Source organism: Acerihabitans arboris, from assembly GCF_010131535.1.
In the GTDB taxonomy this organism is placed as follows: domain Bacteria; phylum Pseudomonadota; class Gammaproteobacteria; order Enterobacterales; family Enterobacteriaceae; genus Acerihabitans; species Acerihabitans arboris.
Map to the genome: position 1 here is coordinate 18,026 of NZ_WUBS01000008.1, position 26,088 is coordinate 44,113.

The following is a 26,088-nucleotide window of genomic DNA, read 5'->3' on the forward strand; positions in this document are numbered from 1 at the left end:
ATGATGATTGATTACGGAAAAAAGGGGATTTTACGGCATGCAGCCGATTTGCATAGTGAAAAAGGGGATTAAAACGGACAAGGCCGGTAAAAAAAACCGGCCTTGGGTGGCGCGGGTTATTTTTCCACTAAACCGAGCTTTTTCTCCAGGTAGTGGATATTGGTGCCGCCGTGCTGGAAGTTTTCGTCGTTCATGATTTTCAACTGCAAATCAATATTGGTCTTGATACCGTCGATAATCAGCTCCGCCAGCGCATTTTTCATGCGGGCGATGGCTACATCGCGGTTCTCGCCGTAACAAATCAGTTTGCCAATCATCGAATCATAATACGGCGGTACGGTATATCCGGCGTAAATATGGGATTCCCAGCGCACGCCAAAACCGCCGGGGGCATGGAAACGGGTGATTTTGCCGGGACTGGGCATGAAGGTGTTGGGATCTTCGGCGTTAATACGGCACTCCACCGCATGGCCGGTCACCTTCACTTCGTCCTGCTTGATGGACAAAGGCTGGCCAGCGGCGATGCGCAGTTGTTCCTTGATCAGGTCCACGCCGGTAATCATTTCGGTAACCGGATGCTCCACCTGGATACGGGTGTTCATTTCGATGAAATAAAACTCGCCGTTCTCATACAGGAATTCAAAGGTACCGGCGCCGCGATAGCCGATATCCCGGCAGGCCTTGGAACAACGTTCGCCAATGTAGCGGCGCATGGCCTCGGTAATGCCCGGAGCCGGCGCTTCTTCCACTACTTTCTGGTGACGGCGCTGCATGGAGCAGTCGCGTTCCGCCAGGTAAATGGCGTTTCCCTGGCCGTCCGCCAAGACCTGGACCTCGATATGGCGAGGATTTTCCAGGTATTTTTCCATGTAGATGACATCGTTGTTAAAGGCCGCCTTGGCTTCGGCACGGGTCATTTTAAGCGATGATTCCAGCTCGTTGTCGCTGCGTACCACGCGCATGCCGCGACCGCCGCCGCCGCCCGAGGCCTTGATGATAACCGGATAACCGATACGCTTGGCGACCGCGCGGTTCTTTTCCATATCATCGCCGACCGGGCCGTCGGAGCCGGGCACGCAGGGCACGCCGGCTTTTTTCATCGCGCTGATGGCCGAGACCTTATCCCCCATCAGACGGATGGTTTCCGCCCGTGGACCGATAAAAATAAAGCCGGAACGTTCTACCTGTTCGGCGAAATCCGCATTTTCGGAGAGGAAACCGTAACCGGGATGAATGGCCACCGAGCCGGTAATTTCCGCCGCCGAAATGATCGCCGGGATGTTGAGATAGCTTTTTACCGAAGGCGCGGGCCCGATACAAATGGTCTCATCCGCCAGCAACACGTGTTTCAGATCGCGATCCACCGTGGAATGTACCGCCACGGTCTTGATGCCTAATTCCTTACATGCGCGCAAAATACGCAGCGCAATTTCACCACGATTGGCGATAACAATTTTATCTAGCATGTGGCGCCTCGTTATTCGATGACGACCAGCGGCTCGTCGAATTCAACCGGTTGACCGTTGTCCAGCAGGATGGCTTTGACCACGCCGGCTTTATCGGACTCAATCTGATTCATCATTTTCATGGCTTCGACGATGCACAGCGTGTCGCCGACGTTGACCTTCTGACCGACTTCGATAAAAGGTTTGGCGTCAGGGCTGGGGGTGCGATAAAAGGTGCCGACCATCGGGGAACGCACCAGATGGCCGCTCATGGCGGCGGGTACGGCGGCGGCTTGTTCCGCCGCGGGAGCGGCGGCGGCCACCGGCGCGATTTGTTGCTGGGCCGCGGGGATATAGGCCTGTTGCATCATAGGGTAGGCCGGCATGGCCGGAGCGCGGCTGATACGAACCGATTCTTCACCTTCGGAGATTTCCAGCTCTGAAATGCCGGATTCTTCAACCAGTTCAATCAGTTTCTTGATCTTACGAATATCCATGGGTGGGGTTCCATACTCTAATTAATTGGATGCAGACAAACGATTTACCGCTGCCTGAAAAGCAAAATTATAACCATCGGCGCCTAGGCCGCAGATAACGCCAACCGCAATATCGGAGAGATAGGAGTGATGACGGAAAGGCTCGCGTGCATGCACATTGGATAAGTGGATCTCAATAAATGGGATGTTTACCGCTAACAGCGCATCGCGTAACGCTACGCTGGTATGGGTAAACGCCGCGGGATTGATCACGATAAAATCGGTATTGCCACGGGCCTGATGGATGCGGTCTATCAGGACATGCTCCGCATTGGATTGCAGGTGACTTAACGTCACGTCAAGATCCTCCGCCTGTATCTCAAGACTGCTGATGATATCGGCGAGCGTGGTATGGCCGTACTTATCCGGCTCACGTGTCCCCAGCAGGTTCAGGTTGGGGCCATTAAGGAGCAAAATGTGAAACTTATCCGCCATCGTGCCGCTATCTCCGGTTAATTAACGATGCCCCGTAAAAAATAACCTTCGGTAACCGTTTTGTCACCTTTTTGATGAAAAATCCGGCCCAGATTGTTAACAGGGTCATGCATTATAATGATATCGCAACTTTTCGCAGCAAAATACTGGTGTTATCTACGAAGATAACCTGGACGCGGTATCCAAAGTGGAATGCAAGATAGCGCATTTTGAACGACGATTGAAATAAAAAATTCTGCTGCTAGCGCCACCATCCCCTGAATTTTTTGTAACGCAGCGCTAACAGCGCCGCCGCTCCCAGAGCGTAGAACATCGGCTGCGGCGACAGGATTTTTACCGACCAGAGGTAATGGATCGGTGCCAGGATCGCCACAACATAGATCAGGTTATGCAGCGTTTGCCACCGGTTTTTTAATTTGCGTTGGGCGCGCTGGGTGGATGTTAGCGCCAGGGCCAGCAAAATCAGCCAGCTGATGATGCCCAGCGTCAGGTACGGGCGGGTCACCAGTTCCCGGCCCAGCAGGCCGAGGTTGTCGATGCCCAGCTCAAGCAGCGAATAGCTCAGCAGATGCAGGCTCACCCAGGCGAAACACCACAGTCCAATCAGGCGGCGGCAGCGGATCAGCAGGGGTTGTTTGCCGTAACGCGCAAGCGGGGTAATCAGCAGCGACGCCAGTAGCAGTTTCAGCCCCATGCGCCCGGTAAAATGCTGGATATCCTTGGCCGGATCGGCGCTGAAATCACCCTGGCTGACCGCATAGACCAGCCAGACCAGGGGCAGAAAGGCCGCCAGGTGAATCAGCGCCTTCAGCCAGAAAATCTGTTTAAGATTGAGCCGCACTCAGAAGTTCTCCCGTAAATCCAGTCCGCGATACAGACCGGCCACCTGTTCGGCGTAACCGTTAAATAGCAGGGTCGGCTGGCGTTTTACATCCAAAATGCCGCCGGCTCCGATCGCCCGTTCCGTCGCCTGGGACCAGCGGGGATGGTCGACATGCGGATTTACGTTGGCGTAAAAACCATATTCGCCTGGCGCTGAAATATTCCAGGTGGTCGGCGGTTGCTCGCGCGTCAGGCGAATATGGACAATGGATTTGATCCCCTTAAAACCATATTTCCAAGGGGTAATCAGCCTGATGGGCGCGCCGTTCTGCGGCGGCAGGGTCTTGCCGTAAACGCCCACCGTCATCAACGCCAGCGGATTCATGGCTTCATCCAGCCGCAGCCCTTCCACATAGGGATAATCCAGGCCGCCGCCGATGTAGCGATCCTTTTGTCCCGGCATCTGCGCGGGGTCGTCCAGCGTCTGGAACGCGACGTAGCGCGCCTGGCCGGTGGGTTCCGCCAGCTTGATAAGCTTGCCCAGCTCAAAGCCCGTCCAGGGAACCACCATCGACCAGGCTTCAACGCAGCGCAGCCGGTAGATACGTTCTTCCAGCGCAAAGCGTTTAAGAATATCATCCATATCCAGCGTAATCGGTTTGGCCACTTCGCCGTCGATGACCACTTTCCAGCCGTCGGTTTTCAGGCCGCCGGCGTTGGCGGCGGGGTCGGCTTTATCCAGGCCGAATTCATAGAAGTTATTATAACCGGTGACTTTATCGTACGGCGTCAGCGGCAGATCGGCATGCCAGGCGGCCGGTCGGGTAAAGGTCAGATCCTTGCCCGCCGGCGCGGCTGCCGCGGCCTTGTCGCCCTTGAACCACGACAATACATCGGCCCGGGCCGTGAGCGGCAGGCTAAGCGAGGCCGCGGTAATGCCCAGGGCCTGCAGAACTTTACGCCGCTGGAAAAACACCTCTTCGGCGGTGACATCGGCATCCCGCAGTTTGCGGTATCGGCTCATAATCGTCTCCCTTTGGCTGAAAAATAACGCTGTAGCCAGTATGACGTATGAAACGTTTTTTTATTCCCACGCCCGGCCGACTATTTTTTTGCTGCCGCCGTAACCACCGGCTGGTTATATTATGAACGGGTGGGTGAAAATATGTCATTTTGTTCGTACGGGCTATAAAATATAGTCTGGTTAACCTCAGACATTTTACCGGGGCACAGGGATGCGATTACTCGACAGACTTTCCGCTATGGTGGCCTTGTTGTGCTCGCTGGTGATGCTATTGATGCTGGCGGGCAGCGCATTAAGCTTTTTTTATCTCAATGAGCACCGCACCGATCGGCTGATGACGGCGCTTGGCGCGGCGCTGGATGAGGGATTGTCCAACCAATCGCCGGCCGATCTGGCGCGCTGGCTGCCGTTTGCCCTGCAAAGCGGCGGCATCAGCGAACTGGAGATCCGCCGGGGCGAGACCAGGCTATATAGTTTTGTGCCCGCGGGCCTAGCCGAAGGCGGCCATCCTCCCACCGATTACGCGCGGCGCGAGTTAGCGCTGCCCCATCATCCTGAACTCCAGGTCCGGCTGACCTATCCCACCGCGCTGTTAAGCGAGGTCCGATCGCTGGCGGTGACCGCGCCGTTAAGCGTGGCCATTGCCCTGATGGTGATTTCCCTGCTGGCCGGATTAGGCTGGCTGCGCCGTCAGATCCGGCCGCAGGAAACCCTGGAGTACCGGGCCAGGCGCATTATGCACGGTGAGCGCGACAGCGTACCCATCGACGCCGGCGAATCGCCTTCGCTGACCAGCAGCGCCATCGATCGTTTGCTCGGCGATCTGGCGCAGGCCCGCGAGCAGCGCAGCAGGGTGGATATCCTTATCCGCGCTTTCGCGGCGCGGGACGCCCAAACCGGCCTGAGCAACCGGCTGTTTTTTGACGGCCAACTGGCGCTGCAGCTTGAGGAAAACCAGGAGATGGGTCCCCACGGCGTGGTGATGATGCTGCGGCCGCCGGACCCGGAGGGCCTGGCGGCGGGGCAGGACAAACAGCAGGCCCTTGAGCTGATGCATTCATTGATTAATCTGATCTCCACCTACGTCATGCGTTATCCCGACGCGTTGTTGGCGCGCTACTTTCGCCGCGACCTCGCGGTGCTGCTGCCGCACTGTTCCCTCAAGGACGCGGAGTCGCTGGCGGCGCAGCTGGTGGCGGCGCTTGCCGCCCTGCCGGGCGTGCCGGGGCATAACCGCGACGATGTGCTGCATATCGGCATCTGCGTCTATCGTCAGGACCAGACGGCGGTGGAGGTGATGGAGTCCGTGGAGCAGGCCGCCCGGGAAGCGGCATTGCAGGGCGGCAATACCTGGTCGGTGTTTGATAAGCGGGTGCCGGGGCAGGTGCGGGGCAACGTCAAATGGCGGACCTTGCTTGAGCAGGCGCTGGCGCGCGGCGGACCACAGCTGTTTACCCGCGAGGTTTACCGGCGCGACGGCCGCGTGGATCATCATGTCGTCATCAATCGCATTCCCGAAGGCGGGCAAGCCCTGGGCGCCGCCGAATTCATGCCGATGCTGCGGCGGCTTGGACTGATGGCGCAGTACGACCGGCAGCAGCTGACCAGGATACTCCCGCTGCTGCCGCGGATGCCGGACCGGGTGCTGGCGATCACCTTGAGCGTTGATTCGCTGCTGCAACGCGACTTCCGGCTGTGGCTGCGTAATACGCTGATGCAATGCGCAAAATTGCATCGCCGGCAAATTATGTTTGAACTTGTGGAGGCAGATCTGTGTCAACACTTGGTGCGTTTACGTCCGGTGTTACGCTTGCTGGACGCGCTGGGCTGCCGTTTAAGCGTATTGCAGGCGGGTTTGACCGTGGTCAGCACCGCCTATATCACCACGGTGCCGGTAGCGATTATCAAGCTGCATCCGGGCCTGGCGAGGGAAATCGATCGCCGCGCTGAAAACCAGCTGTTCATCCAGAGTTTGCCGGAAGCCTGTATCGGCAGCGCGACCCGGGTTTTCGCCACCGGCGTGCGGACCAAACTGGAATGGCAAACGTTAATGGATAACGCGGTGGCGGGAGGGCAAGGGGACTTTTTTGCCCCGATTGTGCCGCTGGACGAGATGCTAAAAAAATATTCACGTCAGGATGAGTGATTAGTATAAAAGTTCGTGAAAAATTAACGTACAATACGCCCATTAACCAAATTGGTTAGTAGGCACTTACATTACCTGGAATCAGGTGCATTGCCAGATTTTCTGCCTGCGGTTGCCATCAGTCGCTCATTTGTCGCTTATCTGTCGTCACGCCCCGGCGCGACCGCCGGTGATGCGCCAGGCGAAACGACCGGCGCACAACCGCCGGCGCCGGAAGTAATCTCGCATTTCATCTGACTAAAAACCGCGTCAGGGATTTCTTCGGTGTGTGGGAATGTTAACGAGGACGTATTTTCATTGAAGCAGCGCGTTTTTGCGCCTTGTCGCTGCTTCTCGTGGTTGGTAAAGTAGGCGGATTTTATCTTTCGCCCCAGCTTGCAGGATTATCCTTCAGTTATGTTTAAAAAATTTCGTGGCATGTTTTCCAACGACTTGTCCATCGACCTGGGTACAGCCAATACCCTGATTTATGTGAAAGGACAGGGCATTGTCCTGAATGAGCCCTCTGTCGTCGCTATCCGTCAGGATCGCGCCGGCTCGCCTAAAAGCGTTGCCGCTGTCGGCCATGAGGCCAAGCAGATGTTGGGGCGCACCCCCGGCAATATTGCGGCAATTCGTCCGATGAAGGACGGTGTCATCGCGGATTTCTTCGTTACCGAAAAAATGCTGCAGCACTTCATCAAGCAGGTTCACAGCAACAGCTTTATGCGGCCGAGCCCGCGTGTGCTGGTATGCGTGCCGGTCGGCGCCACCCAGGTGGAACGCCGCGCGATCCGCGAATCGGCCCAGGGGGCCGGCGCGCGCGAAGTGTTCCTGATTGAAGAACCCATGGCCGCCGCCATCGGCGCCGGGCTGCCGGTATCCGAAGCCACCGGCTCCATGGTGGTGGATATCGGCGGCGGCACCACGGAAGTGGCGGTGATCTCCCTGAACGGGGTGGTTTACTCCTCTTCGGTCCGTATTGGCGGCGATCGTTTCGATGAAGCTATTATTAATTATGTGCGCCGCAATTACGGCTCGTTGATTGGTGAGGCCACCGCCGAACGCATCAAGCATGAAATCGGATCCGCTTATCCCGGGGATGAAGTCAGGGAAATCGAAGTGCGCGGCCGTAATCTGGCTGAAGGCGTGCCCCGGGGCTTTACCCTGAACTCCAATGAAATCCTTGAGGCGCTGCAGGAGCCGCTGACCGGTATCGTTAGCGCGGTGATGGTGGCGCTGGAACAGTGCCCGCCTGAATTGGCATCCGATATTTCCGAACGCGGCATGGTCCTGACCGGCGGCGGCGCGTTGCTGCGTAATCTCGACCGTCTGCTGATGGAAGAGACCGGCATTCCCGTGGTGGTGGCGGAAGATCCCCTGACCTGCGTCGCCCGTGGCGGCGGCAAGGCCCTGGAGATGATCGACATGCACGGCGGTGATTTGTTCAGCGAAGAATAACCTGCCTCGAAAAGGGGGGAACCACCCGGGTGAACGCTGAGATCTCTCATCCTGGTCGGCGCCCCCCTTTTTTGTTGAGGAAAACGCATAGCTTATGAAGCCGATTTTTAGCAGGGGGCCCTCTCTGCAACTCCGACTGTTCCTGGCCGTGTTGGTGGCTATCGCCTTTATTATCGCCGACAGCCGGCTCGGGACCTTTGTGCAGATACGCACATACATGGATACCGCCGTCAGCCCGTTCTATTTCCTGGCTAACGGCCCGCGCAAGATGCTGGATAATGTTTCGGAGACGCTGGCGTCGCGCGGGCAGCTGGAACAGGAAAACCATACCTTGCGCCAGGAACTGCTGCTGAGGAATAGCGAGCAACTGCTGCTGGGGCAATTCCGACAGGAGAACGCGCGACTGCGCGAGCTGCTCGGTTCCCCCCTGCGCCAGGATGAGCAAAAAATGGTCACCCAGGTCATCTCCACCAGTACCGATCCCTATAGCGATCAGGTGGTGATCGACAAAGGCCTGGACAGCGGCGTTTATGTCGGCCAGCCGGTCATCAGCGACAAGGGCGTGGTCGGCCAGGTGGTTGCCGCCGGTAAAATGACCAGCCGGGTGCTGTTGATCTGCGATGCGTCCCATGCCTTGCCCATTCAGGTACTGCGTAACGATATCCGGGTCATCGTGGCCGGCAACGGTTGTACCGAAGATTTGCAGTTGGAACACCTGCCGGGCAATACCGATATCCGCGTCGGCGATGTGCTGGTGACTTCCGGACTTGGCGGCCGTTTTCCCGAAGGCTATCCGGTGGGGGTGGTGTCGACGGTTAAGGTGGATACCCAGCGCGCCTATACCGTGATCCAGGCCCGTCCGACCGCCCAACTCCAGCGGTTGCGTTACCTGCTGCTGCTGTGGGGCGCCGATCCCCGGGGCGAGGTGCCGTTGCCGCCGGCGGAAGTCCATCGGGTGGCCAATGAGCGCTTGATGCAGATGATGCCGCAGGTGCTGCCGTCCCAGGATACCCTCATGGGGCCGGAAGCGCCGGACGCCGCCGTTCCGGCCACGGACGGCAGCACGGCGCCTGCGTCCAGCAGCCACGCCGCGCCGGCATCCGGCAGCACGGCGCCTGCGTCCAGCAGCCACGCCGCGCCGGCATCCGGCAGCACGGCGCCTGCGTCCAGCAGCCATGCCGCGCCGGCATCCGGCAGCACGGCGCCTGCGTCCAGCAACCATGCCGCGCCGGCATCCGGCAGCATGGCGCCGGCGTCCAGCAACCATGCCGCGCCGGCGCCAGGGGCATCCAACCGCGCGGCGCCCGCCGCCGAACGGGCCGCGCCGGCGGTTAATCCCTTCGCCGGGTCCCGCCAATGAACCGTTATCGCCGCAACGGTTCCTGGGTTATCTGGCTTTCATTCCTGATTGCCATTGTCCTGCAAATCATGCCGTGGCCGGAGCAACTCTACCTGTTTCGGCCCTCATGGCTTAGCCTGGTGCTGATTTATTGGGTGATGGCGATACCGCACCGGGTAAACGTCGGCACCGGTTTCCTGCTCGGGCTGGTGATGGATCTGATCCTGGGTTCAATCCTGGGCGTCAGGGCGCTGGCGTTAAGCATCCTCGCCTACCTGGTGGTATTTAAATTCCAGTTGTTTAGGAATATGGCCCTATGGCAGCAGTCGCTGATCGTGGTAATGCTATCATTGACTATGCACGTGATCGTTTTCTGGGCCGAATTCCTGGTAATCAATATTTCATTCAGGCCGGAAATTTTCTGGAGCAGCGTGGTGGACGGCGTGTTATGGCCGTGGTTGTTCTTACTGCTGCGTAAGGTACGCCGTCAGTTTTCTGTGCAATAGGGGCCATTATGACCGCGATATATTTAGCGTCCGGTTCACCCAGGCGCAGGGAACTCCTGGCCATGCTGGACGTTCCTTTCGACGTGCTGGCCGCCCCGATCGAGGAACGCCTGCGGGCGGGCGAAAGCGCGTCGGATTATGTGCGCCGGTTGGCGCTGGAAAAAGCGCTGGCGGGGGTGGCGGTGGCGCCCGAACCGCGGCCGGTGCTGGGGGCGGATACCATCGTGGTGCTAAACGACCAGATATTGGAAAAGCCCCGTGATGTCGACCATGCCGCGCAGATGCTGGCGGCCCTCTCGGGACAACGCCATCAGGTCATGACGGCCATTGCTTTTGCCGACCGCGGGCATCAACTGTGCCGTAGCGTCGTGACTGACGTCACCTTCCGGACAGTGTCGGCGCAGGAGATCCATCGCTATATTGCTTCCGGTGAACCCATGGATAAAGCCGGGGCCTATGGCATCCAGGGACTGGGCGGGGTTTTTGTCAGGGCTATCAATGGAAGCTATCACGGCGTGGTGGGATTGCCGCTGGTGGAAACCTCTGAATTGCTTTGCCAATTCATTGCTTTACGTAGTCTGAGAGGACAACATGGCTGCTGAATTACTGGTCAATATCACGCCTTCCGAAACGCGGGTCGCCTATATCGACGGCGGCATTCTGCAGGAAATCCATATCGAACGCGAGGCCCGGCGGGGTATTGTCGGTAATATCTATAAAGGCCGGGTCAGCCGCGTGCTGCCGGGCATGCAGGCGGCGTTTGTCGATATCGGCCTGGATAAAGCGGCGTTCCTGCATGCCTCCGATATTATGCCGCACACCGAATGTGTCGCCGGCGAAGAGCAGAAAAACTTCCATGTGCGCGACATTGCCGAACTGGTCAGGCAGGGCCAGGACATTATGGTGCAGGTGGTCAAGGATCCCTTGGGCACCAAAGGCGCGCGCCTGACCACCGATATCACGCTGCCCTCGCGTTATCTGGTGTTTATGCCGGGCGCGTCCCACGTCGGCGTCTCCCAGCGCATCGACAGCGAGGAAGAGCGGGAACGCCTCAAGCGCACCGTGGCCGACTATTGCGACGAGCAGGGCGGGTTTATTATCCGCACCGCGGCGGAAGGCATCGGCGAGGAGGAGTTGTCGCAGGATGCCGCCTTCCTCAAACGCCTGTGGACCAAGGTCATGGAACGTAAACGCCGCAACCAGAGCAAATATATGCTGTACGGCGAACTGGCGTTGGCGCAGCGCATATTGCGCGATTTCGCCGGCGCGGCACTGGACCGCATCCGGGTCGACTCGCGGCTGACGTTTGATCTGTTGGTGGAGTTTACCGGTGAATATATTCCGGAAATGACCCATAAACTGGAGCATTACAACGGCAAGCAGCCTATTTTTGATCTTTATGATGTGGAAAATGAAATCCAGCGTTCCCTGGAGCGTAAAGTCGAGCTGAAGTCGGGCGGGTATCTGATCATCGACCAAACCGAGGCGATGACCACGATCGATATTAATACCGGCGCGTTTGTCGGCCACCGCAACCTCGATGAAACCATTTTCAACACCAATATCGAGGCCACCCAGGCGATCGCCCGGCAGTTGCGGTTGCGCAATCTGGGCGGCATTATTATTATCGATTTTATCGATATGAATAATGAAGAGCACCGGCGGCGGGTACTGCATTCGCTTGAGCAGGCGTTAAGCAAAGATCGGGTGAAAACCGGCATCAACGGGTTTTCCCAGCTCGGACTGGTGGAGATGACCCGCAAACGCACCCGGGAAAGTATTGAACATGTGCTGTGTAGTGAGTGTCCAACCTGCCATGGGCGCGGCACGGTGAAAACCATCGAGACCGTATGTTATGAAATCATGCGCGAGATCGTGCGGGTGCATCACGCTTACGAGTCCGACCGTTTTTTGGTTTACGCCTCGGCGGCGGTTGGCGAAGCGCTGAAAAGCGACGAATCCCATGCGCTGGCGGAAGTGGAAATTTTTGTCGGCAAGCAGGTCAAGGTGCAGATAGAACCGCTGTACAGCCAGGAGCAGTTCGATGTCGTCATGATGTAGCCAGGTAGATGACGCAGGCCCGACGTAGAGCAACACACGCGGGCAGGACATAAAAATAAATACTTCCCGTCAACGGTGCGGCGGGAAGCAAGGAGAAAGGCGTGAAGCGACTGCCGGGGATATTGCTGGCCCTCTGTGCAACCCTGATTGTCCTGGTGGCATTAGCGGTCAGTGCGTTACGCCTGGCTTTACCCCATCTGGATACTTTTCGCCCGCGTATTGTCCAAACCCTCAATGCCGCCACCGGACTGGATGTCCATGTCAGCGAAATGCACGGCAGCTGGCAATCCTTCGGCCCTACGCTTGATCTCCGCGCCATTGAATCCGTTACCGCCGATGAACAACTGCGTATCCAGCGCGTTACCGTGGCCCTGGACGTCTGGCAATCGCTGCTGCACTGGCGCTGGCAATTTCGCGACGTCACCTTTTATCGGCTGCAGCTTGATTTGAATACCACCCTGTTGGGCCGCGATCACCAGGGCAGCCCGATAAAATCCGATCAGCTTTCCAATCTGTTTTTACATCAGTTCGACCACTTTATCCTGCGCGATAGCGAACTCTCTTTCCTAACGCCCTCAGGCGATCGCACCACGCTCTCGGTGCCGCAGCTGACCTGGCTCAACTCCCCGCAGCGCCACCGGGCGGAAGGGCAGATTGCCCTGTCCAACGTCGATGTGCAGCAGGGCGCCCTCCAACTGCGGATGGACCTGCATGACGAAAACGGACTGCTGGACAACGGCAAGATTTATCTGCAGGCGGATAACATCAATCTCAAGCCGTGGTTCAGCCAGTGGGCGCAAAGCCAGACCGGCCTGCAGCAGGCCGACTTCAGCCTGGCCGCCTGGCTCAGCCTGGATCATGGCGATATTACCGGCGGCGACGTCTTTTTCAGCCAGGGGACGGCCAACTGGCAGGAAGGGGGCCTGGACCATCGGCTGGACGTGGCAAAACTGGCGCTGCGCCTAAGCAAACAAGGCGACGGATGGCAATTGGACGTGCCGTTGCTGAACATCGCCACCAATGGTGAATCCTGGGCGCCCGGCGCGCTTTCCCTGTTCTGGCTGCCGGAAAAAAATCATCTTTTCACCCCCGATCGGGCGGGAGAAATCCGCCTGCGGGCGAAAAACATCGAGCTTCAGCGGTTTAGCCCCTTCCTGCCGCTGATCTCATTTATTACTCCCAACCTGCGCGCCCGTTGGCAGGATTTGCAGCCCAAGGGCGTCTTGTCGACCCTGGCGCTGGATATTCCGCTCAATAATCCGGAAAAAATTCGTTTTCAGGGCAACTGGCGCGATCTCAGCTGGCAACAATGGCAACTGCTGCCGGGCGCGGACCACGTGGGCGGTTCGATCGCCGGTACGCTTGCCGCCGGCAGGTTAAACCTGGCGCTGGATAACAGCACCTTGCCCTATAAGGATATGTTCCGCGCGCCGTTGGACGTGCAGCGGGCCAGGGTGACCCTGGACTGGCAAAATGACCAGCAGGGACTGAAGCTGTGGGGCAAGAATATCGATCTGCGGGCCGCTTCGCTCTGGGCGACCGGCGACTTTTATTTTCATAAGCCGGTCAACGGCGAGCCGTGGTTGGATATTTTATCCGGCCTGCGCCTATACGACGCCGCCCAGGCCTGGCGCTATTTCCCCGAGCCGTTGATGGGCACCCATCTGGTGAATTACCTGACCGGCGCGTTAAAAGGCGGCCAGGTGGATAACGCCACGCTGGTGTTTGCCGGTAATCCCAAACAATTTCCGTTTAAACATAACGACGGACAATTTGAAGTACTGGTGCCGCTGCGCCATGCCGATTATGAGTTTGAGCCCGGCTGGCCGCACCTGACCGACCTGGCCATCGACCTGGACTTCCTCAACGACGGGCTGTTTATGCGCGCGCCGCAGACCAAGCTGGGCGAGGCCACCGGCAGCAATATCGTGGCGGCCATCCCCGATTATTCCAAACAGCTGCTGCTGGTGGATGCGGACGTCAACGGGTCGGGCCCGGCCATCGGCGCGTATTTTGACCAGACTCCGCTGCAAAAATCCCTCGGCTCGGCCTTGGAGGAGCTGCAGGTCGGCGGCGATGTTAGTGGGGACTTACATCTCTCCATACCCCTTAACGGCCAGCCGGTCACCGCGTCGGGCAAGGTGGATTTGGCGAAAAACACCCTGCTGATCAAGCCGCTGGGCGCCACCATGAAAGATCTGAGCGGCCAGTTCCGCTACAACGACGGCAACCTGGACAGCGATATGCTGTCGGCGCAGTGGCTGGGGCAGCCGGTGGAGGTGCGCTTCACGACCCGGGAGCAGGCAAAAGGCTTTGATATCAAAGTCGATATGCAAGGGGATTGGGCGGTTAACCACCTGTCCGGCCTGCCGGAACCCATGGCGAAATCCTTGGGTGGACATGCCTCCTGGCAGAGCGTTATCGCGGTCACCCTGCCGCTGAAAGGCAAACCCGTTTACACCGTGGATGTCACCGCCGATCTGAAAAATGTGAGCAGTCACTTACCCGCTCCGCTTGATAAGGCGGCCGGGCAGGCGTTTCCATTAACCGTCAAGGCCCAGGGCGGCCTATCGGGCTTTACCCTGAGCGGCCATGCCGGCAAGAATAATGCCTTCAACAGCGAATGGCAGTTGGGTAAACAGGTTTCGCTTACGCGCGGCGCATGGGCCGACGATAACGCCAAAATACCGCCGCTGCCGCCCGGGAAGAGCCTGACGCTGAATTTACCGGCGCTGGACGGCGAGAAGTGGCTGGCGCTGATGACGCCGCAGTCCCGCTCGGCGGGCAAGGCGGTGGCCAGCCGGTTCCGTTTCCCGGACGCGCTGACGCTGAATACCCCGGCATTAACCCTGGGCGGCCAGCAGTGGCACGCGCTGTCGTTGACCCGCAGCAATACCCTGGGCGGCAGCGCCATTGAAGCGCGCGGTAAGGAAATCGACGGCAAGCTGGCTATTGCGAACCAGGGGCCATGGCGGGCGGATATCCGTTATCTTTATTACAACCCGCTGTGGCCGAAGACCGGCGGCGACGCCAACCCGGATACGCTGTTCCAGGACGACGACCCGGACCTGAACTTCAGCGATTGGCCGGCGGTGCAGCTGCGTTGCCAGGAATGCTGGCTGTTGGGGCAAAACCTGGGCCGGGTCGAGGCGGACGTCGCGCCGCAGAAAAATACGCTGGCGCTGAGCCATGGCCTGGTGGATACCGGCAAGTCGCGCCTGACGCTTGAAGGGGGATGGTCGCGCACCGGCCGGCAAAACCTGACGTCGGTCAAAGGCAAGCTGAGCGGAAAAAATATCGGCGAAGCGGCGGATTATATCGGCATCGACACCCCGCTGCGCGAGGCGCCGTTTAATCTTGACTACGATCTGCACTGGCAGTCGGCGCCCTGGGCGCCCGACATCGCCAGCCTGAACGGCGTGCTGCACACCAATCTGGGCAAAGGGAAAATTGACGATATCAGCAGCGGCCAGGCGGGCCGGTTATTACGCCTGGTGAGTTTCGATGCGCTGCTGCGCAAGCTCCAGTTCGATTTCCGCGACACGTTCGGTAAAGGTTTCTATTTTGACTCGATAACAGGCACCGCCTGGATCAAGGATGGCGTGCTGCATACCAATGATTCGCTGGTGGACGGGCTGGAGGCGGATATCGCCATGAGCGGCCAGGTTGATTTCAAGGCGCAGCAGATTGATATGGAAGCGGTGATTGCGCCGGAAATTTCCGCCACCGTCGGGGTTGCCGCCGCTTTCGCCATTAACCCGGTGGTCGGCGCCGCGGTTTTTGCCGCCAGTAAGGTTCTGGCGCCGCTGTGGAACAAAATCTCGGTGATCCGTTATCACATCTCCGGCAGCCTGGAACAGCCCAAAATCGATGAAGTCCTGCGCCAGCCGCGCGCGCCGGCCGGGAAAGGTAAATAATCAGCGCTAATTTGACGGCGGCGCTTAATTGCCGCAGTCTATAAATATGGCTATACCGATTGTTAGCAAGTTTATTATTCCAGCCGTTGCTGGCCAATCCATCATAAACCAGAGTGAAAACCTATGAGCCTGACTTTTGTCAGTGAGCAATTACTCGCGGCCAACAACCTGAGTCACGAAGACCTCTTTTCCCTGTTGGGCCAGATGACCGAGCGCCGTCTGGATTATGCCGATCTCTATTTCCAATCCAGTTACCATGAGTCCTGGGTCATCGAAGACGGCATCATCAAAGATGGATCCTATAACATTGACCAGGGTGTCGGCGTACGCGCGGTCAGCGGTGAAAAAACCGGTTTTGCTTATGCCGACCAGTTGACCCTCAATGCCTTGCAGCTGAGCGTGAACGCGGCGCGCAGCATTGTCAGCGAGCAGGGCAGCGGCCGGGCGCATACCCTGGGCGAAGTGAGTTATAAATCCCTGTATCCGCTGCTTGATCCGCTCAACAGCCTGCCGCGCGAAGAAAAAATCGCTTTATTGCACCGGGTCGATAAAGTGGCGCGCGCCGCCGACCCGCGGGTGCAGGAAGTGAACGCCAGCCTGTCCGGCGTTTATGAGCAGGTGCTGGTGGCCGCCAGCGACGGTACCCTGGCGGCGGATGTGCGCCCGCTGGTGCGTCTGTCCATCAGCGTCCAGGTCGAGCAGGACGGCAAGCGCGAGCGCGGCTCCAGCGGCGGCGGCGGCCGTTTCGGATATGACTTTTTCTTAGCCGTCGTCGACGGCGACGTGCGCGCCGACAGCTGGGCGCGCGAAGCGGTGCGCATGGCATTGGTTAACCTGTCCGCCGTGGCGGCGCCGGCCGGCGCCATGCCGGTGGTGCTGGGCGCCGGCTGGCCTGGCGTACTGCTGCATGAAGCGGTGGGCCATGGCCTGGAAGGCGATTTTAACCGCCGCGGCAGTTCCGTGTTCAGCGGCCAGATGGGCCAACTGGTGGCGTCTCCGTTATGTACCGTGGTTGACGACGGCACGCTGGCCGGTCTGCGCGGATCGCTGTCCATCGATGACGAAGGGGTGCCGGGGCAATATAACATGCTGATCGAAAACGGCATCCTCAAAGGCTACATGCAGGACAAACTGAATGCGCGGTTGATGGGCGTGGCGCCCACCGGCAACGGACGGCGTGAATCCTATGCCCATCTGCCGATGCCGCGCATGACCAATACCTATATGCTGGCCGGCCGGTCCACTCCCGAGGAGATTATCGCCAGCGTGGAATATGGCCTGTATGCGCCGAATTTTGGCGGCGGCCAGGTGGATATTACCTCCGGTAAGTTTGTCTTCTCCACGTCCGAGGCCTACCTGATCGAAAAAGGCCGGGTAACCGGCGCGGTCAAAGGCGCGACCCTTATCGGCTCCGGCATCGAGGCGATGCAGCAGATCTCCATGGTCGGCAACGATCTGGCGCTGGATAAAGGTGTCGGCGTTTGCGGCAAGGAAGGGCAGAGCGTGCCGGTCGGCGTCGGCCAGCCCACGCTTAAGCTCGACAATCTCACCGTCGGCGGCACCGCCTGACATCTACCGCGATGGCTAGGCCCCAGCGGCGTTTTCACGCCGGTGGGGCTTTTTTATGCCGGCATAGGGGCGCGAAGCGCTTTTGGCCGTCAGAACATGGTGTCTTGCCGGAATGCCTGATAGACCGCCGTAACATTGTTAAAGTACTCGTGCAGGGAATTAATGCACACCTGCACCTTCAGCGGTAATTTATCCTTTTGCGTATAGACCGCATAGACCGGGCGGGGATCGGACAGATAGCGATTGAATAATATCTCCACGTTGCCCTGTTTGATCTCATCCAGCACCCACATGATCGGCACATAGGCGATGCCGGCGCCGGCGGTCAGCCAGCGGATCAGCGTCTGCGAGTCATTGGTGGCGAAGCGGCCCTGGGGCGCCAGATGCAGGGTAATGCCCTCCGGGGCCACCAGCTCGAATTCGCTGTCCGGCCTGACGTCATACTCCAGCCAGGAAAAATTAACCATGTCACTGGGCTTTTCCGGCGTGCCTTGGGCGGCCAGGTAACTCTTGGCCGCGCATACCACCATCGGCATGGCGCCCAGACGCCGGGAGAACAGGCTCGAATCCTGCAACGCGCCCACCCTCACCACCAGATCCAATCCGTCGGCAATCAAATCCGGCGCCGGGATGCCGGTCACCAGGTTGACCGACAGTCCTGGATACTCCTTAAGCATATCGGCGGTAATGGTCGCCAGCACGTTATGGGCCATGGTGGACGAACTGCCGACGCGCAGCGTGCCGATGGGGGTGTTGTTAAAGGCGTACAGCTGCTCGTGTACCTCCTGGAACTCCTGCAGCATGCGCCGGCAGCCCTGGTAATAAATCTTGCCGGCCTCGGTCAGGCCCAGGCTGCGTGTACTGCGGTTGAGCAGCTTCACCTGTAGCGCGTTTTCCAGTTTCGCCACGGTCTGGCTGATGGAGGAAACGCTCATCTGCAGCTGCCGCGCGGCGGAGGTAAATGAACCGCCTTCCACCACTTTGGCGAAAACCATCATGCGTTTAAGTCTTTCCATTGTTAACTCTGAGTGAAAAGTGATTTAGATCACATAATATTGAAAATGTCAGTCGGTAAGGGCTACTATATCCCAGTCGGTTCATCAGATCGCGCGTCATCACCTCTGTTTCTCATCCGCTATTATTGCTTTGAAATAAACAGTAACATTATGGGTGCATCTTCGCCAATCTGCCTTAGGCGTTTTATCCGCCGGGTATATCCATCGGTCACCTTCCTGAGTTCTATACTTAGCTCGCGCCCTGGCCCGCGTCCGCTGCCTGTGGCTGCGGGGATGATTGCCGCGGCAGGCGGAGCGTGGCCCGGATCGCCGGCACTAGTCCAAGGGAAAAGGTAAGGAAAAAATAATGAGTTTGCTCCCGGTTATGGTGATATTCGGCCTGTCGTTTCCCCCGGTTTTTTTTGAGCTGCTGGTGTCGATGGTAATGTTCCTGCTGCTGCGCCGGCTACTGCAGCCGACCGGTATTTATGATTTTGTGTGGCATCCGGCGTTGTTTAATACCGCGATGTATTGCTGCGTGTTTTATTTGATTTCGTGTCTTTTCGTTTGAGGTCGCTGTGAAAACTGTCGTAACAAAAATAATCAGGATCGCGATTACTCTGATATTGGTATTGATTGCCGCCATCGCTATCTTCCGGGCATGGACGTTCTATACCGAATCGCCCTGGACGCGGGATGCCAAATTTACCGCCGACGTCGTGGCGATATCGCCCGATGTCAGCGGTCTGCTCACCGAGGTGCGGGTCGGCGATAACCAGCTGGTGGAGCAGGGACAGGTACTGTTTGTCGTCGATCGGCCGCGCTATCAGCAGGCGCTGGACGAGGCGCAGGCCGATGTTGATTATTACCAGGCCCTGGCGGCCGAAAAGCGGCGCGAGGCGGGACGCCGGCTGCGGCTGGGCACCAGCGCCATGTCGCAGGAAGCCATCGACCAGTCCAGCAGTGATTTGACCACCGTCGGCCATCAGCTGGCCAAGGCGGTCGCGGTCAGGGATTTGGCGAAAATTGACCTGGAGCGCACCACCGTGCGTGCGCCCGCCGAAGGCTGGATCACCAACCTGAATGTCCACGCCGGTGAGTTCATTACCCGGGGCACGGTGTCGGTGGCGCTGGTCAAACGCAACTCGTTCTACCTGCTGGCCTATATGGAAGAGACCAAACTGGAAAAGGTGCGCCCGGGCTATCGTGTCGAAATCACGCCGCTGGGCAGTAACCGGGTGCTCTATGGCACGGTGGACAGCATTTCCGCCGGGGTGACCAACAGCAGCAGTTCGGTGGACGCCAAAGGCATGGCGACCGTCGATTCCAATCTGGAATGGGTGCGCCTGGCGCAGCGGGTACCGGTGAAAATCCGCCTCGACGCGCAGCAAGGGGATCTTTATCCGGCCGGCACCACCGCCACGGTGGTGATCACCGGCACGACAGATCGCGACAGGCGTGAACTTTCGCCCATGATGAAGCTGATACATCGCCTGCGCGAGTTTGGCTAAGCGGATGGCACACTAATGCTGCAATTACTTGCGCCCATTTTTTTCCGCTGCCGTTTTGCGGTCAAGCTTACCTTTGCCATCCTGCTGGCGCTGTTCCTGGGCTTTCATTTCCAGCTGGAAACGCCGCGCTGGTCGGTGCTGACCGCCGCCATCGTGGCCGCCGGACCGGCCTTTGCCGCCGGCGGCGAGCCGTTTGCCGGCGCCATCCGCCATCGCGGCATGCTGCGTATCGTCGGCACCTTTATCGGCTGTATCGGCGCGCTGGTGATCATTACCCTGACCATCCGCGCTCCGGTGGTGATGCTGCTGTTAAGCTGCATATGGGCCGGCGGCTGCATGTGGATTTCCACGCTGGTGCGGGTGCAGAATTCCTATGCCCTCGGCCTGGCCGGCTACACCGCGCTGATCATTATCGTCAGTATCCAAAGCCAGCCCCAGGTCACGCCGCAGTTTGCCGTCGAGCGCTGCAGCGAGATCGTGCTGGGCATCGTTTGCGCCATCCTGGCGGATATCCTGTTTTCGCCCCGCTCGATCAAACAGGATATCGACCGCGCGGTGGATTCGTTGCTGTTAAGCCAGTACCGTCTGCTGATGCTGTGCATTAACAACGCGACGAAAGAAGAGGTCGATAAATCCTGGGGCGATCTGGTGAAATTTACCACCGCCCTGGACGGCATGCGCGGCAACCTGATGATGGAATCCTCCCGCTGGCAGCGCTGCAGCCGGCGCCTGCGGGCCATTAATACCCTGTCGCTGACCCTGATTACCCAGGCTTGCGAAGCCTATCTGATCCTGCTGGTGCGCCCCGGGTTTATCCAACCGCACCTGCTGCGGCTGCTAAACGAACCGGTGGAGACCGTCGGGGATATCCATAAACGCATGAAGATGATGCGCCAGGTGATTGCCGCCACGCCCGCCAGGGATACCCCGCAGGTCCTCTATACCTGGGTGGGCGCGGCAACCCGTTTTTTGCTGTTGTCGAAAGGGGTTAAGAACAATACGCGCATCAGTAAAATCGAGGAGCAGGTGCTTATCGATCAGGTGGCGGTTACCGCGCCTTCGGCCGAACGCCATCATGCGATGATCAACGGGCTGCGCACCGGCGTCGCCACCGCGCTGGGCTGCCTGTTCTGGTTATGGACCGGCTGGACCTCCGGCAGCAGCTGCATGGTGATGATCGCGGTGGTAACGTCGCTGGCCATGCGTTTGCCCAATCCCTGGATGGTGTGCAAGGACTTTATGATCGGCATGTCGGCGGCGCTGCCCATCGGCGCGCTCTATTATATGGTTATCATGCCTTCTACCCAGCAAAGCATGCTGTTGCTGTGCATCGCGCTGGGGGTACTGGCGTTTATCATCGGCATCGAGGTACAAAAACGGCGCCTCGGCACCCTGGGCACCCTGGCGGGTACCATTAACGTCCTGGTGCTGGCCAATCCCATGAGCTTTTCCATTAATACCTTTCTCGACAGCGCCATCGGCCAGATCATCGGCTGCGGCCTGGCGACCCTGGTGATCCTGCTGATTCGCGACGGTTCCAAGGCGCGCATCGGCCGGGTGTTGCTGAACCGGTTTGTGTATGCCGCGGTATCGGCGCTGTCCATCAATAAGGCCCGGCGCCAGGAGAACCATTTGCCGGCGCTTTACCAGCAGCTGTTCCAGCTGTTGACGCTGTTTCCGGCGGACATCGCCAAATACCGGTTGGCGTTGACGCTGATCATCACCCACCAGCGCCTGCGCCTGGCCGATATTCCCGCCAATGCCGATCTCTCGGCCTACCACCGCCAGATCCGCGCCACCGCCGACCGGGTACTGGTCGCCCGTAACGAAATCCGCCGTCGGGAACATTTCGACCGGTTATTGGCGGAATTGCGTATTTATCATGACAAGCTGATTCACTACCAGGCCACGCCCGATATCACCGAGTCCGTGCAGCGCCTGACCGACACCCTGTTCCGCTATCGCCACGCCTTAAGCGATTAACCCGCGGGACGGATTTCCCCGTCCCCGGCCGCCCCATCCCCGGCGCAGCAACTATACTTAATCCATATTTCTTATGCCTGGGCGCGTCCGGGAGCCGGAAACCGCGCCGTCGGGGTATGATGCCGATACACGCACGCCTTCCCGCCGGGGGAAGGAATACAATGGGAGGGTAACAATGAGCGAGCACTTACACCTACAGGATCACCCGCTGTTTAAAACCGGTTATCTGGTTAACGGCGAATGGCTACGCGCTCAGGAAACCTTTGAGGTAGTGAATCCGGCGACCGGCAAGCTCATCGCCAATGTGGCCAGGAGCGGCCGGCGGGAAACCGAGGCCGCCATCGCCGCCGCCGATGCGGCTTTCCCCGCCTGGCGGGCCAAGACCGCCAAGGAACGTTCCGACATCCTCTACCGCTGGTACCGCCTTATCATGGAAAACCAGGATTACCTGGCCAGGCTTATGACCGCGGAGCAGGGTAAACCGGTCAAGGAGGCGCAGGGTGAGGTTGGCTATGCCGCCAGCTTTATCCAATGGTTCGCCGAACAGGCCAAGCGGGCCAACGGCGAAATCATTCCGCCGGCCAAAGCCCATTCGCGCATCTTCGCCACCCGTGAGCCGGTGGGGGTCGTGGCGGCGATTACGCCCTGGAACTTCCCCCTGGCCATGCTAACGCGCAAGCTTGGCCCGGCGTTGGCGGCGGGCTGCACCGCGCTGATTAAACCGGCCAACAATACGCCTCTGTCGGCTTTCGCCCTGCTGGCGCTGGCGCAGCAGGCCGGCGTGCCGCCAGGGGTGGTCAACGGCGTGGCGGGCGACACCCATGCCATCAGCGACGCCATCATGGCCAGCGATAAAGTACGCAAGGTGACCTTTACCGGCTCTACGGAGGTGGGGAAGACCCTGATGCGCAACGCGGCCGACACCATGAAAAAGATCTCCATGGAGCTGGGCGGCAACGCGCCGTATATTGTGTTTGACGACGCGGATATCGACGCCGCGGTCAAAGGCGCCATCGCCAACAAATTCCGTAACGCCGGCCAGGTGTGCGTCAGCGTCAATCGTTTTTATATCCAGTCCGGCGTGTACGATGAGTTTGTCACTCGCCTGGCGCGCGAGGTCGGCCAGTTAAAGGTCGGCAACGGCATGGAACCCGGGGTGGTGGTCGGGCCGTTAATCAACCGCGACGGCCTGGAAAAGGCCCGGGAGCATGTGGCCGACGCGCTGGCCAAGGGCGGCCGGGCGATTGCCGGCGGCAAGCCGCATCAGCTTGGGGGCAATTTTTTCCAGCCGACGGTTATCGTAGACGCCAACGAGGAGATGAAACTGGCGCGTGAGGAGACCTTTGGTCCGGTGGCGGCCTGTTTTCGCTTTGATACCGAGGATGAGGTGATCAAACGGGCCAATAACACGCCGTTCGGCCTGGCGGCCTATTTTTATACCCAAACCCTGCAGCGGGTGTTCCGCGTGTCCGCCGCGCTGGAAAGCGGCATGGTAGGCGTAAATGAATGCGCGTTGTCAACCGAAGTGGCGCCGTTTGGCGGCGTGAAGGAGTCCGGGCTGGGTCGCGAAGGGTCTGTCCTGGGCATGGACGATTACCTGGAAGTCAAAACGCTGCATTTGGGCGGTTTATGATAACTCTTTTTGCGCTGCCACTTTTACACCCTTACCGATAATCGTTGTGTGGCATACTGACGAAGCGATGGGCAACATAAAATTAACAACCTGCAGTGCGGAGAACGCGTGATGGGGAAAGTATCCTTTGATTTTAACCAGATACCCGATCTGCCGGCCTTTTACCGTGATTTTGGCCGTCAGTTCGCCCTTGCGGAACCGTGCGCCGCCAATCTTGATGATTTATGGCACACCGTCACCAACGGGCTGCCGTTGCCGGTGGAAATAGAGTTCGTACATCTCGACGCATCAAAAAAACGCCGTTTTGGCGCGTTGATACTCCTGTTTGACGAGGCGGAAGAGGAACTGGACGGACGGCTGCGCTTTAACCTGCGCTGACGGCCGGCTTATTTATCCCCGGCGACGGTGCGCAGGTACTGGAAGATCTGGCGTGAGGTCTTTGGCGGTTTAGCGGCGGCTTTCTCTTTTTGCGCGTTACGCACCAGGGAACGCAACTGCTGCCTGTCCGCGTCGGGATACAGCGCCATGACTTCATCCACCACGTCGTCACCCTGTTCTATCAGGCGATCGCGCAGGTTTTCCAGCTTATGGAACAGGGTAATTTGCTGGTTATGACGGTTTTTCAGCTTATCCAGCGCCTGCTGGATCGGCTCAGCGTCGCGCGCGCGCAGCATTTTGCCAATCAGCTGGATCTGGCGGCGGCGGCCTTCTTTCTTGATGCGCTGCGCCAGTTCGATGGCCGCCAGCAGGTCATCGTCCAGCGGGATTTTTTCCAGCGCGTTCTTGCCCAGCTCGACCAGTTCAACGCCAAGCTCCTTCAGGGCTTCGGCATCGCGTTTGATTTCGCTTTTGCTGACCCAGATAATCTCGTCGTCTTCGTCGTCGGGCTGCGCCGCGGGCCGTTCGTCTTGCCAGTCTTCCGGTAATTTGCTCATGATACGGTTCCTCAAAAAGAGGCTAATCCTAACAGGTTGCGCGGGAGGATCCACGCCCTTATTTTACCGCACCTTCGGTAATGCCATGGATAAATCTGCGCTGGAACAGTAAAAATATCGCCACCAGGGGCAATATGGCAATAGTGGCGCCCGCCATCAGCACCGGAATATTGATGGTATTGCGATTCTGGAAAAACATCATGCCGATAGGCAACGTGCGCAACTCTTCTTTATTAACCAGGATCAGGGGTATCAGGAACTCGTTCCAGGTCCAGATAAACAGCAGCAGGGCCAGGGTGGACAGGGTGGGCACAATGGCCGGGACCAGCAGGCCGCACAATATTTTCCAGCGGCTCGCCCCGTCCATTACCGCCGCTTCCAGTAACTCTTTCGGCACCTGTGAAAAGGCGCTGGCCACCATCAGGGTGGTAAAAGGAATCGACATCGCCACCTGCGGCAGGATTAACGCCAGATAATTATTGTTCAGCCCCATCCAGTGGATCTCATGATACAACGGGATAATATAGGCTTCCGACGGCAGCACCATGCCGATGGCCAGCAGGAACGCGATAAATTTTTTTGCCGGCAGCCGTAAAAAGGCGAAGGCGAAACCGGAGGGGATCCCCGCCAGCAGGCTGATGATAATCACCGGGAACACCACCAGCACGGAATTGGTAAAATATATCTGGAAATGACCGTCGCGCCAGGCGGAAATATAGTTGGCAAAACTCAGGCTGGAGGGCAGGGTAAATACCCCCTGGAACAGTTCCGTCTGCGTTTTGAACGAGGTTAACAACGCCAGGGCGAACGGCAGGATGGTAAGGATGGCAAACAGCCACAACACGCCCCGCGTATATAATGGAATACCGCGCATTAACGACGCTCCCGAATAGCAAGGTGAATCAATCCGTTGATAATAAATACCAGTCCCATGCCGACAATCGCCACCGCCGAGGCATAACCGAAATGGCGTAAATCAAAGCCCTGCTGGAACATATAGATATTGGTCACCAGGGTCGACGTGCCGGGACCGCCACGCGTCATCACATACACCAGATCGAAGGCCTTGATACCGGCAATCACCGTCAGCAGCAGCGCGACGCGAATCTCAGGCAGTAATGACGGCAGGGTAATGCGCATAAACTTTTGTCGATGGGACGATCCTTCCAGCTCGGCGGCCTCCAGCAACGACGGGTCCATGCGCTGGATGCCCGCCATGAACAGCACCAGGCAGAAACCGAAGAAATACCAGGTGGCCACCATGCCTACCGCCGCCAGCGCCCAGTCGAAATCACCCAGCCAGGCGCGGGCCATGTGCGGCAGCCCGATGGCGCGCAACAGCTGATCGATAGGGCCGAACGCCGGGTTATACAGCCAGCGCCAGACGACGCCGAGCACCGCCATCGGCATGATGTACGGCAGGAAAAACAGGATGCGCAGCAGGCTGCGCTCGGCTGGACGGGCGGCGCTAAGGAAACTGCATAACGCCAGGCCGATGATAATCGGGAATAAAGTATAGAACAGCAGGAGCAGGGCGTTATTGCCGATGGAAATCCAGAACACGGGATCGAGCAGCATGCGGATGTAGTTGCCAAGCCCGATGAAGACCGGCCATGAAGTGCCGTCCCATTCGGTCAGGCTGGCCCAAAAGGTTATCAGCAGGGGTATCAATAAAAACACTGAGTAGATAAGCAGCGAGGGCAAAATATACAGCATATTTTGCATACCGGACTTATTAAACATTGATACGCCTCTTGATGCGAAATATGAAGGAGCCGCCGCCCCGGCCCG

Annotated in this window: 22 protein-coding genes; 13 read left to right on the plus strand and 9 right to left on the minus strand. The window is 58.6% G+C overall.

Going from position 1 to position 26,088, the window contains the following annotated elements; all coding sequences use genetic code 11:
• Window positions 1–116: 116 nt before the first annotated feature.
• From accC to msrP, 5 genes are all read right to left on the minus strand, one after another.
• Entirely contained in the window at window positions 117–1,466 is a 1,350-nt protein-coding gene (gene accC, locus GRH90_RS12135) for an acetyl-CoA carboxylase biotin carboxylase subunit (RefSeq protein WP_162366218.1), read from the minus strand.
• Between the two features lie 11 nt (window positions 1,467–1,477).
• Complete coding sequence (gene accB / locus GRH90_RS25915; protein WP_178113132.1) at window positions 1,478–1,942, minus strand: acetyl-CoA carboxylase biotin carboxyl carrier protein; 465 nt, start codon at window positions 1,940–1,942, stop codon at window positions 1,478–1,480.
• 21 nt (window positions 1,943–1,963) lie between these two features.
• Window positions 1,964–2,416: a type II 3-dehydroquinate dehydratase gene (aroQ, locus tag GRH90_RS25920; RefSeq protein ID WP_178113133.1), complete on the minus strand. Its 453-nt coding sequence runs from the start codon at window positions 2,414–2,416 to the stop codon at window positions 1,964–1,966.
• Window positions 2,417–2,657: 241 nt separating this feature from the next.
• Window positions 2,658–3,257, minus strand: a complete 600-nt coding sequence (msrQ, locus tag GRH90_RS12145) for a protein-methionine-sulfoxide reductase heme-binding subunit MsrQ (RefSeq protein WP_162366219.1) — start codon at window positions 3,255–3,257, stop codon at window positions 2,658–2,660.
• On the minus strand, window positions 3,258–4,262 hold the full coding sequence (msrP, locus tag GRH90_RS12150; RefSeq protein ID WP_162366220.1) for a protein-methionine-sulfoxide reductase catalytic subunit MsrP: 1,005 nt from the start codon (window positions 4,260–4,262) through the stop codon (window positions 3,258–3,260).
• A gap of 211 nt (window positions 4,263–4,473) precedes the next feature.
• Here msrP and csrD point away from each other — a divergent pair, with 211 nt between their 5' ends.
• The 8 genes from csrD (at window position 4,474) to tldD (ending at window position 17,240) form a co-directional block, all read left to right on the plus strand.
• Window positions 4,474–6,408 carry an RNase E specificity factor CsrD gene (gene csrD, locus GRH90_RS12155; RefSeq protein ID WP_162366221.1) on the plus strand — a complete coding sequence of 645 codons (1,935 nt, stop codon included), beginning with the start codon at window positions 4,474–4,476 and terminating at the stop codon, window positions 6,406–6,408.
• Window positions 6,409–6,804: 396 nt separating this feature from the next.
• Window positions 6,805–7,848: a rod shape-determining protein MreB gene (gene mreB / locus GRH90_RS12160; protein ID WP_004385136.1), complete on the plus strand. Its 1,044-nt coding sequence runs from the start codon at window positions 6,805–6,807 to the stop codon at window positions 7,846–7,848.
• Window positions 7,849–7,942: 94 nt separating this feature from the next.
• Window positions 7,943–9,208 carry a rod shape-determining protein MreC gene (gene mreC, locus GRH90_RS12165; RefSeq protein ID WP_246236016.1) on the plus strand — a complete coding sequence of 422 codons (1,266 nt, stop codon included), beginning with the start codon at window positions 7,943–7,945 and terminating at the stop codon, window positions 9,206–9,208.
• The gene (gene mreD / locus GRH90_RS12170; protein WP_162366222.1) at window positions 9,205–9,693 is read left to right on the plus strand and encodes a rod shape-determining protein MreD; all 489 of its coding nucleotides are present in this window, start codon (window positions 9,205–9,207) and stop codon (window positions 9,691–9,693) included. Before mreC ends, mreD begins: the two co-directional genes overlap by 4 nt.
• 8 nt (window positions 9,694–9,701) lie before the next feature.
• Window positions 9,702–10,295: a Maf family protein gene (locus tag GRH90_RS12175; RefSeq protein WP_162366223.1), complete on the plus strand. Its 594-nt coding sequence runs from the start codon at window positions 9,702–9,704 to the stop codon at window positions 10,293–10,295.
• Window positions 10,285–11,754: a ribonuclease G gene (gene rng, locus GRH90_RS12180; RefSeq protein WP_162366224.1), complete on the plus strand. Its 1,470-nt coding sequence runs from the start codon at window positions 10,285–10,287 to the stop codon at window positions 11,752–11,754. The genes GRH90_RS12175 and rng overlap by 11 nt, the downstream gene beginning before the upstream one ends.
• 101 nt (window positions 11,755–11,855) lie before the next feature.
• Window positions 11,856–15,671 carry an AsmA2 domain-containing protein YhdP gene (gene yhdP / locus GRH90_RS12185; protein WP_162366225.1) on the plus strand — a complete coding sequence of 1,272 codons (3,816 nt, stop codon included), beginning with the start codon at window positions 11,856–11,858 and terminating at the stop codon, window positions 15,669–15,671.
• Between the two features lie 123 nt (window positions 15,672–15,794).
• Window positions 15,795–17,240 carry a metalloprotease TldD gene (gene tldD / locus GRH90_RS12190; protein WP_162366226.1) on the plus strand — a complete coding sequence of 482 codons (1,446 nt, stop codon included), beginning with the start codon at window positions 15,795–15,797 and terminating at the stop codon, window positions 17,238–17,240.
• Window positions 17,241–17,329: 89 nt separating this feature from the next.
• Here tldD and aaeR read toward each other — a convergent pair whose 3' ends face one another.
• Window positions 17,330–18,256: an HTH-type transcriptional activator AaeR gene (gene aaeR, locus GRH90_RS12195; protein WP_162366227.1), complete on the minus strand. Its 927-nt coding sequence runs from the start codon at window positions 18,254–18,256 to the stop codon at window positions 17,330–17,332.
• A gap of 346 nt (window positions 18,257–18,602) precedes the next feature.
• Between aaeR and aaeX the strand changes: the two genes are divergently transcribed.
• From aaeX to GRH90_RS12220, 5 genes are all read left to right on the plus strand, one after another.
• A complete protein-coding gene (gene aaeX, locus GRH90_RS12200; protein WP_162366228.1) occupies window positions 18,603–18,806 on the plus strand; it encodes a p-hydroxybenzoic acid efflux pump operon protein AaeX in 204 nt (67 codons plus the stop codon).
• Between the two features lie 7 nt (window positions 18,807–18,813).
• On the plus strand, window positions 18,814–19,746 hold the full coding sequence (gene aaeA / locus GRH90_RS12205; RefSeq protein WP_162366229.1) for a p-hydroxybenzoic acid efflux pump subunit AaeA: 933 nt from the start codon (window positions 18,814–18,816) through the stop codon (window positions 19,744–19,746).
• A gap of 15 nt (window positions 19,747–19,761) precedes the next feature.
• Complete coding sequence (gene aaeB, locus GRH90_RS12210) at window positions 19,762–21,729, plus strand: p-hydroxybenzoic acid efflux pump subunit AaeB (RefSeq protein ID WP_162366230.1); 1,968 nt, start codon at window positions 19,762–19,764, stop codon at window positions 21,727–21,729.
• A gap of 175 nt (window positions 21,730–21,904) precedes the next feature.
• Window positions 21,905–23,362, plus strand: coding sequence for an NAD-dependent succinate-semialdehyde dehydrogenase (locus GRH90_RS12215; RefSeq protein WP_162366231.1), 1,458 nt, complete (start codon window positions 21,905–21,907; stop codon window positions 23,360–23,362).
• Between the two features lie 111 nt (window positions 23,363–23,473).
• Window positions 23,474–23,740: a barstar family protein gene (locus GRH90_RS12220; protein ID WP_162366430.1), complete on the plus strand. Its 267-nt coding sequence runs from the start codon at window positions 23,474–23,476 to the stop codon at window positions 23,738–23,740.
• An 8-nt stretch (window positions 23,741–23,748) separates the two neighbouring features.
• On the opposite strand, the gene yjgA is transcribed toward GRH90_RS12220, so the two are convergent.
• From yjgA to GRH90_RS12235, 3 genes are read right to left on the minus strand one after another with little or no spacing between them, the layout of a single operon-like run.
• On the minus strand, window positions 23,749–24,297 hold the full coding sequence (gene yjgA / locus GRH90_RS12225; protein ID WP_162366232.1) for a ribosome biogenesis factor YjgA: 549 nt from the start codon (window positions 24,295–24,297) through the stop codon (window positions 23,749–23,751).
• 58 nt (window positions 24,298–24,355) lie between these two features.
• On the minus strand, window positions 24,356–25,171 hold the full coding sequence (locus tag GRH90_RS12230) for a carbohydrate ABC transporter permease (RefSeq protein WP_162366233.1): 816 nt from the start codon (window positions 25,169–25,171) through the stop codon (window positions 24,356–24,358).
• Window positions 25,171–26,040: a carbohydrate ABC transporter permease gene (locus GRH90_RS12235; RefSeq protein WP_162366234.1), complete on the minus strand. Its 870-nt coding sequence runs from the start codon at window positions 26,038–26,040 to the stop codon at window positions 25,171–25,173. Before GRH90_RS12235 ends, GRH90_RS12230 begins: the two co-directional genes overlap by 1 nt.
• Window positions 26,041–26,088: the final 48 nt, after the last annotated feature.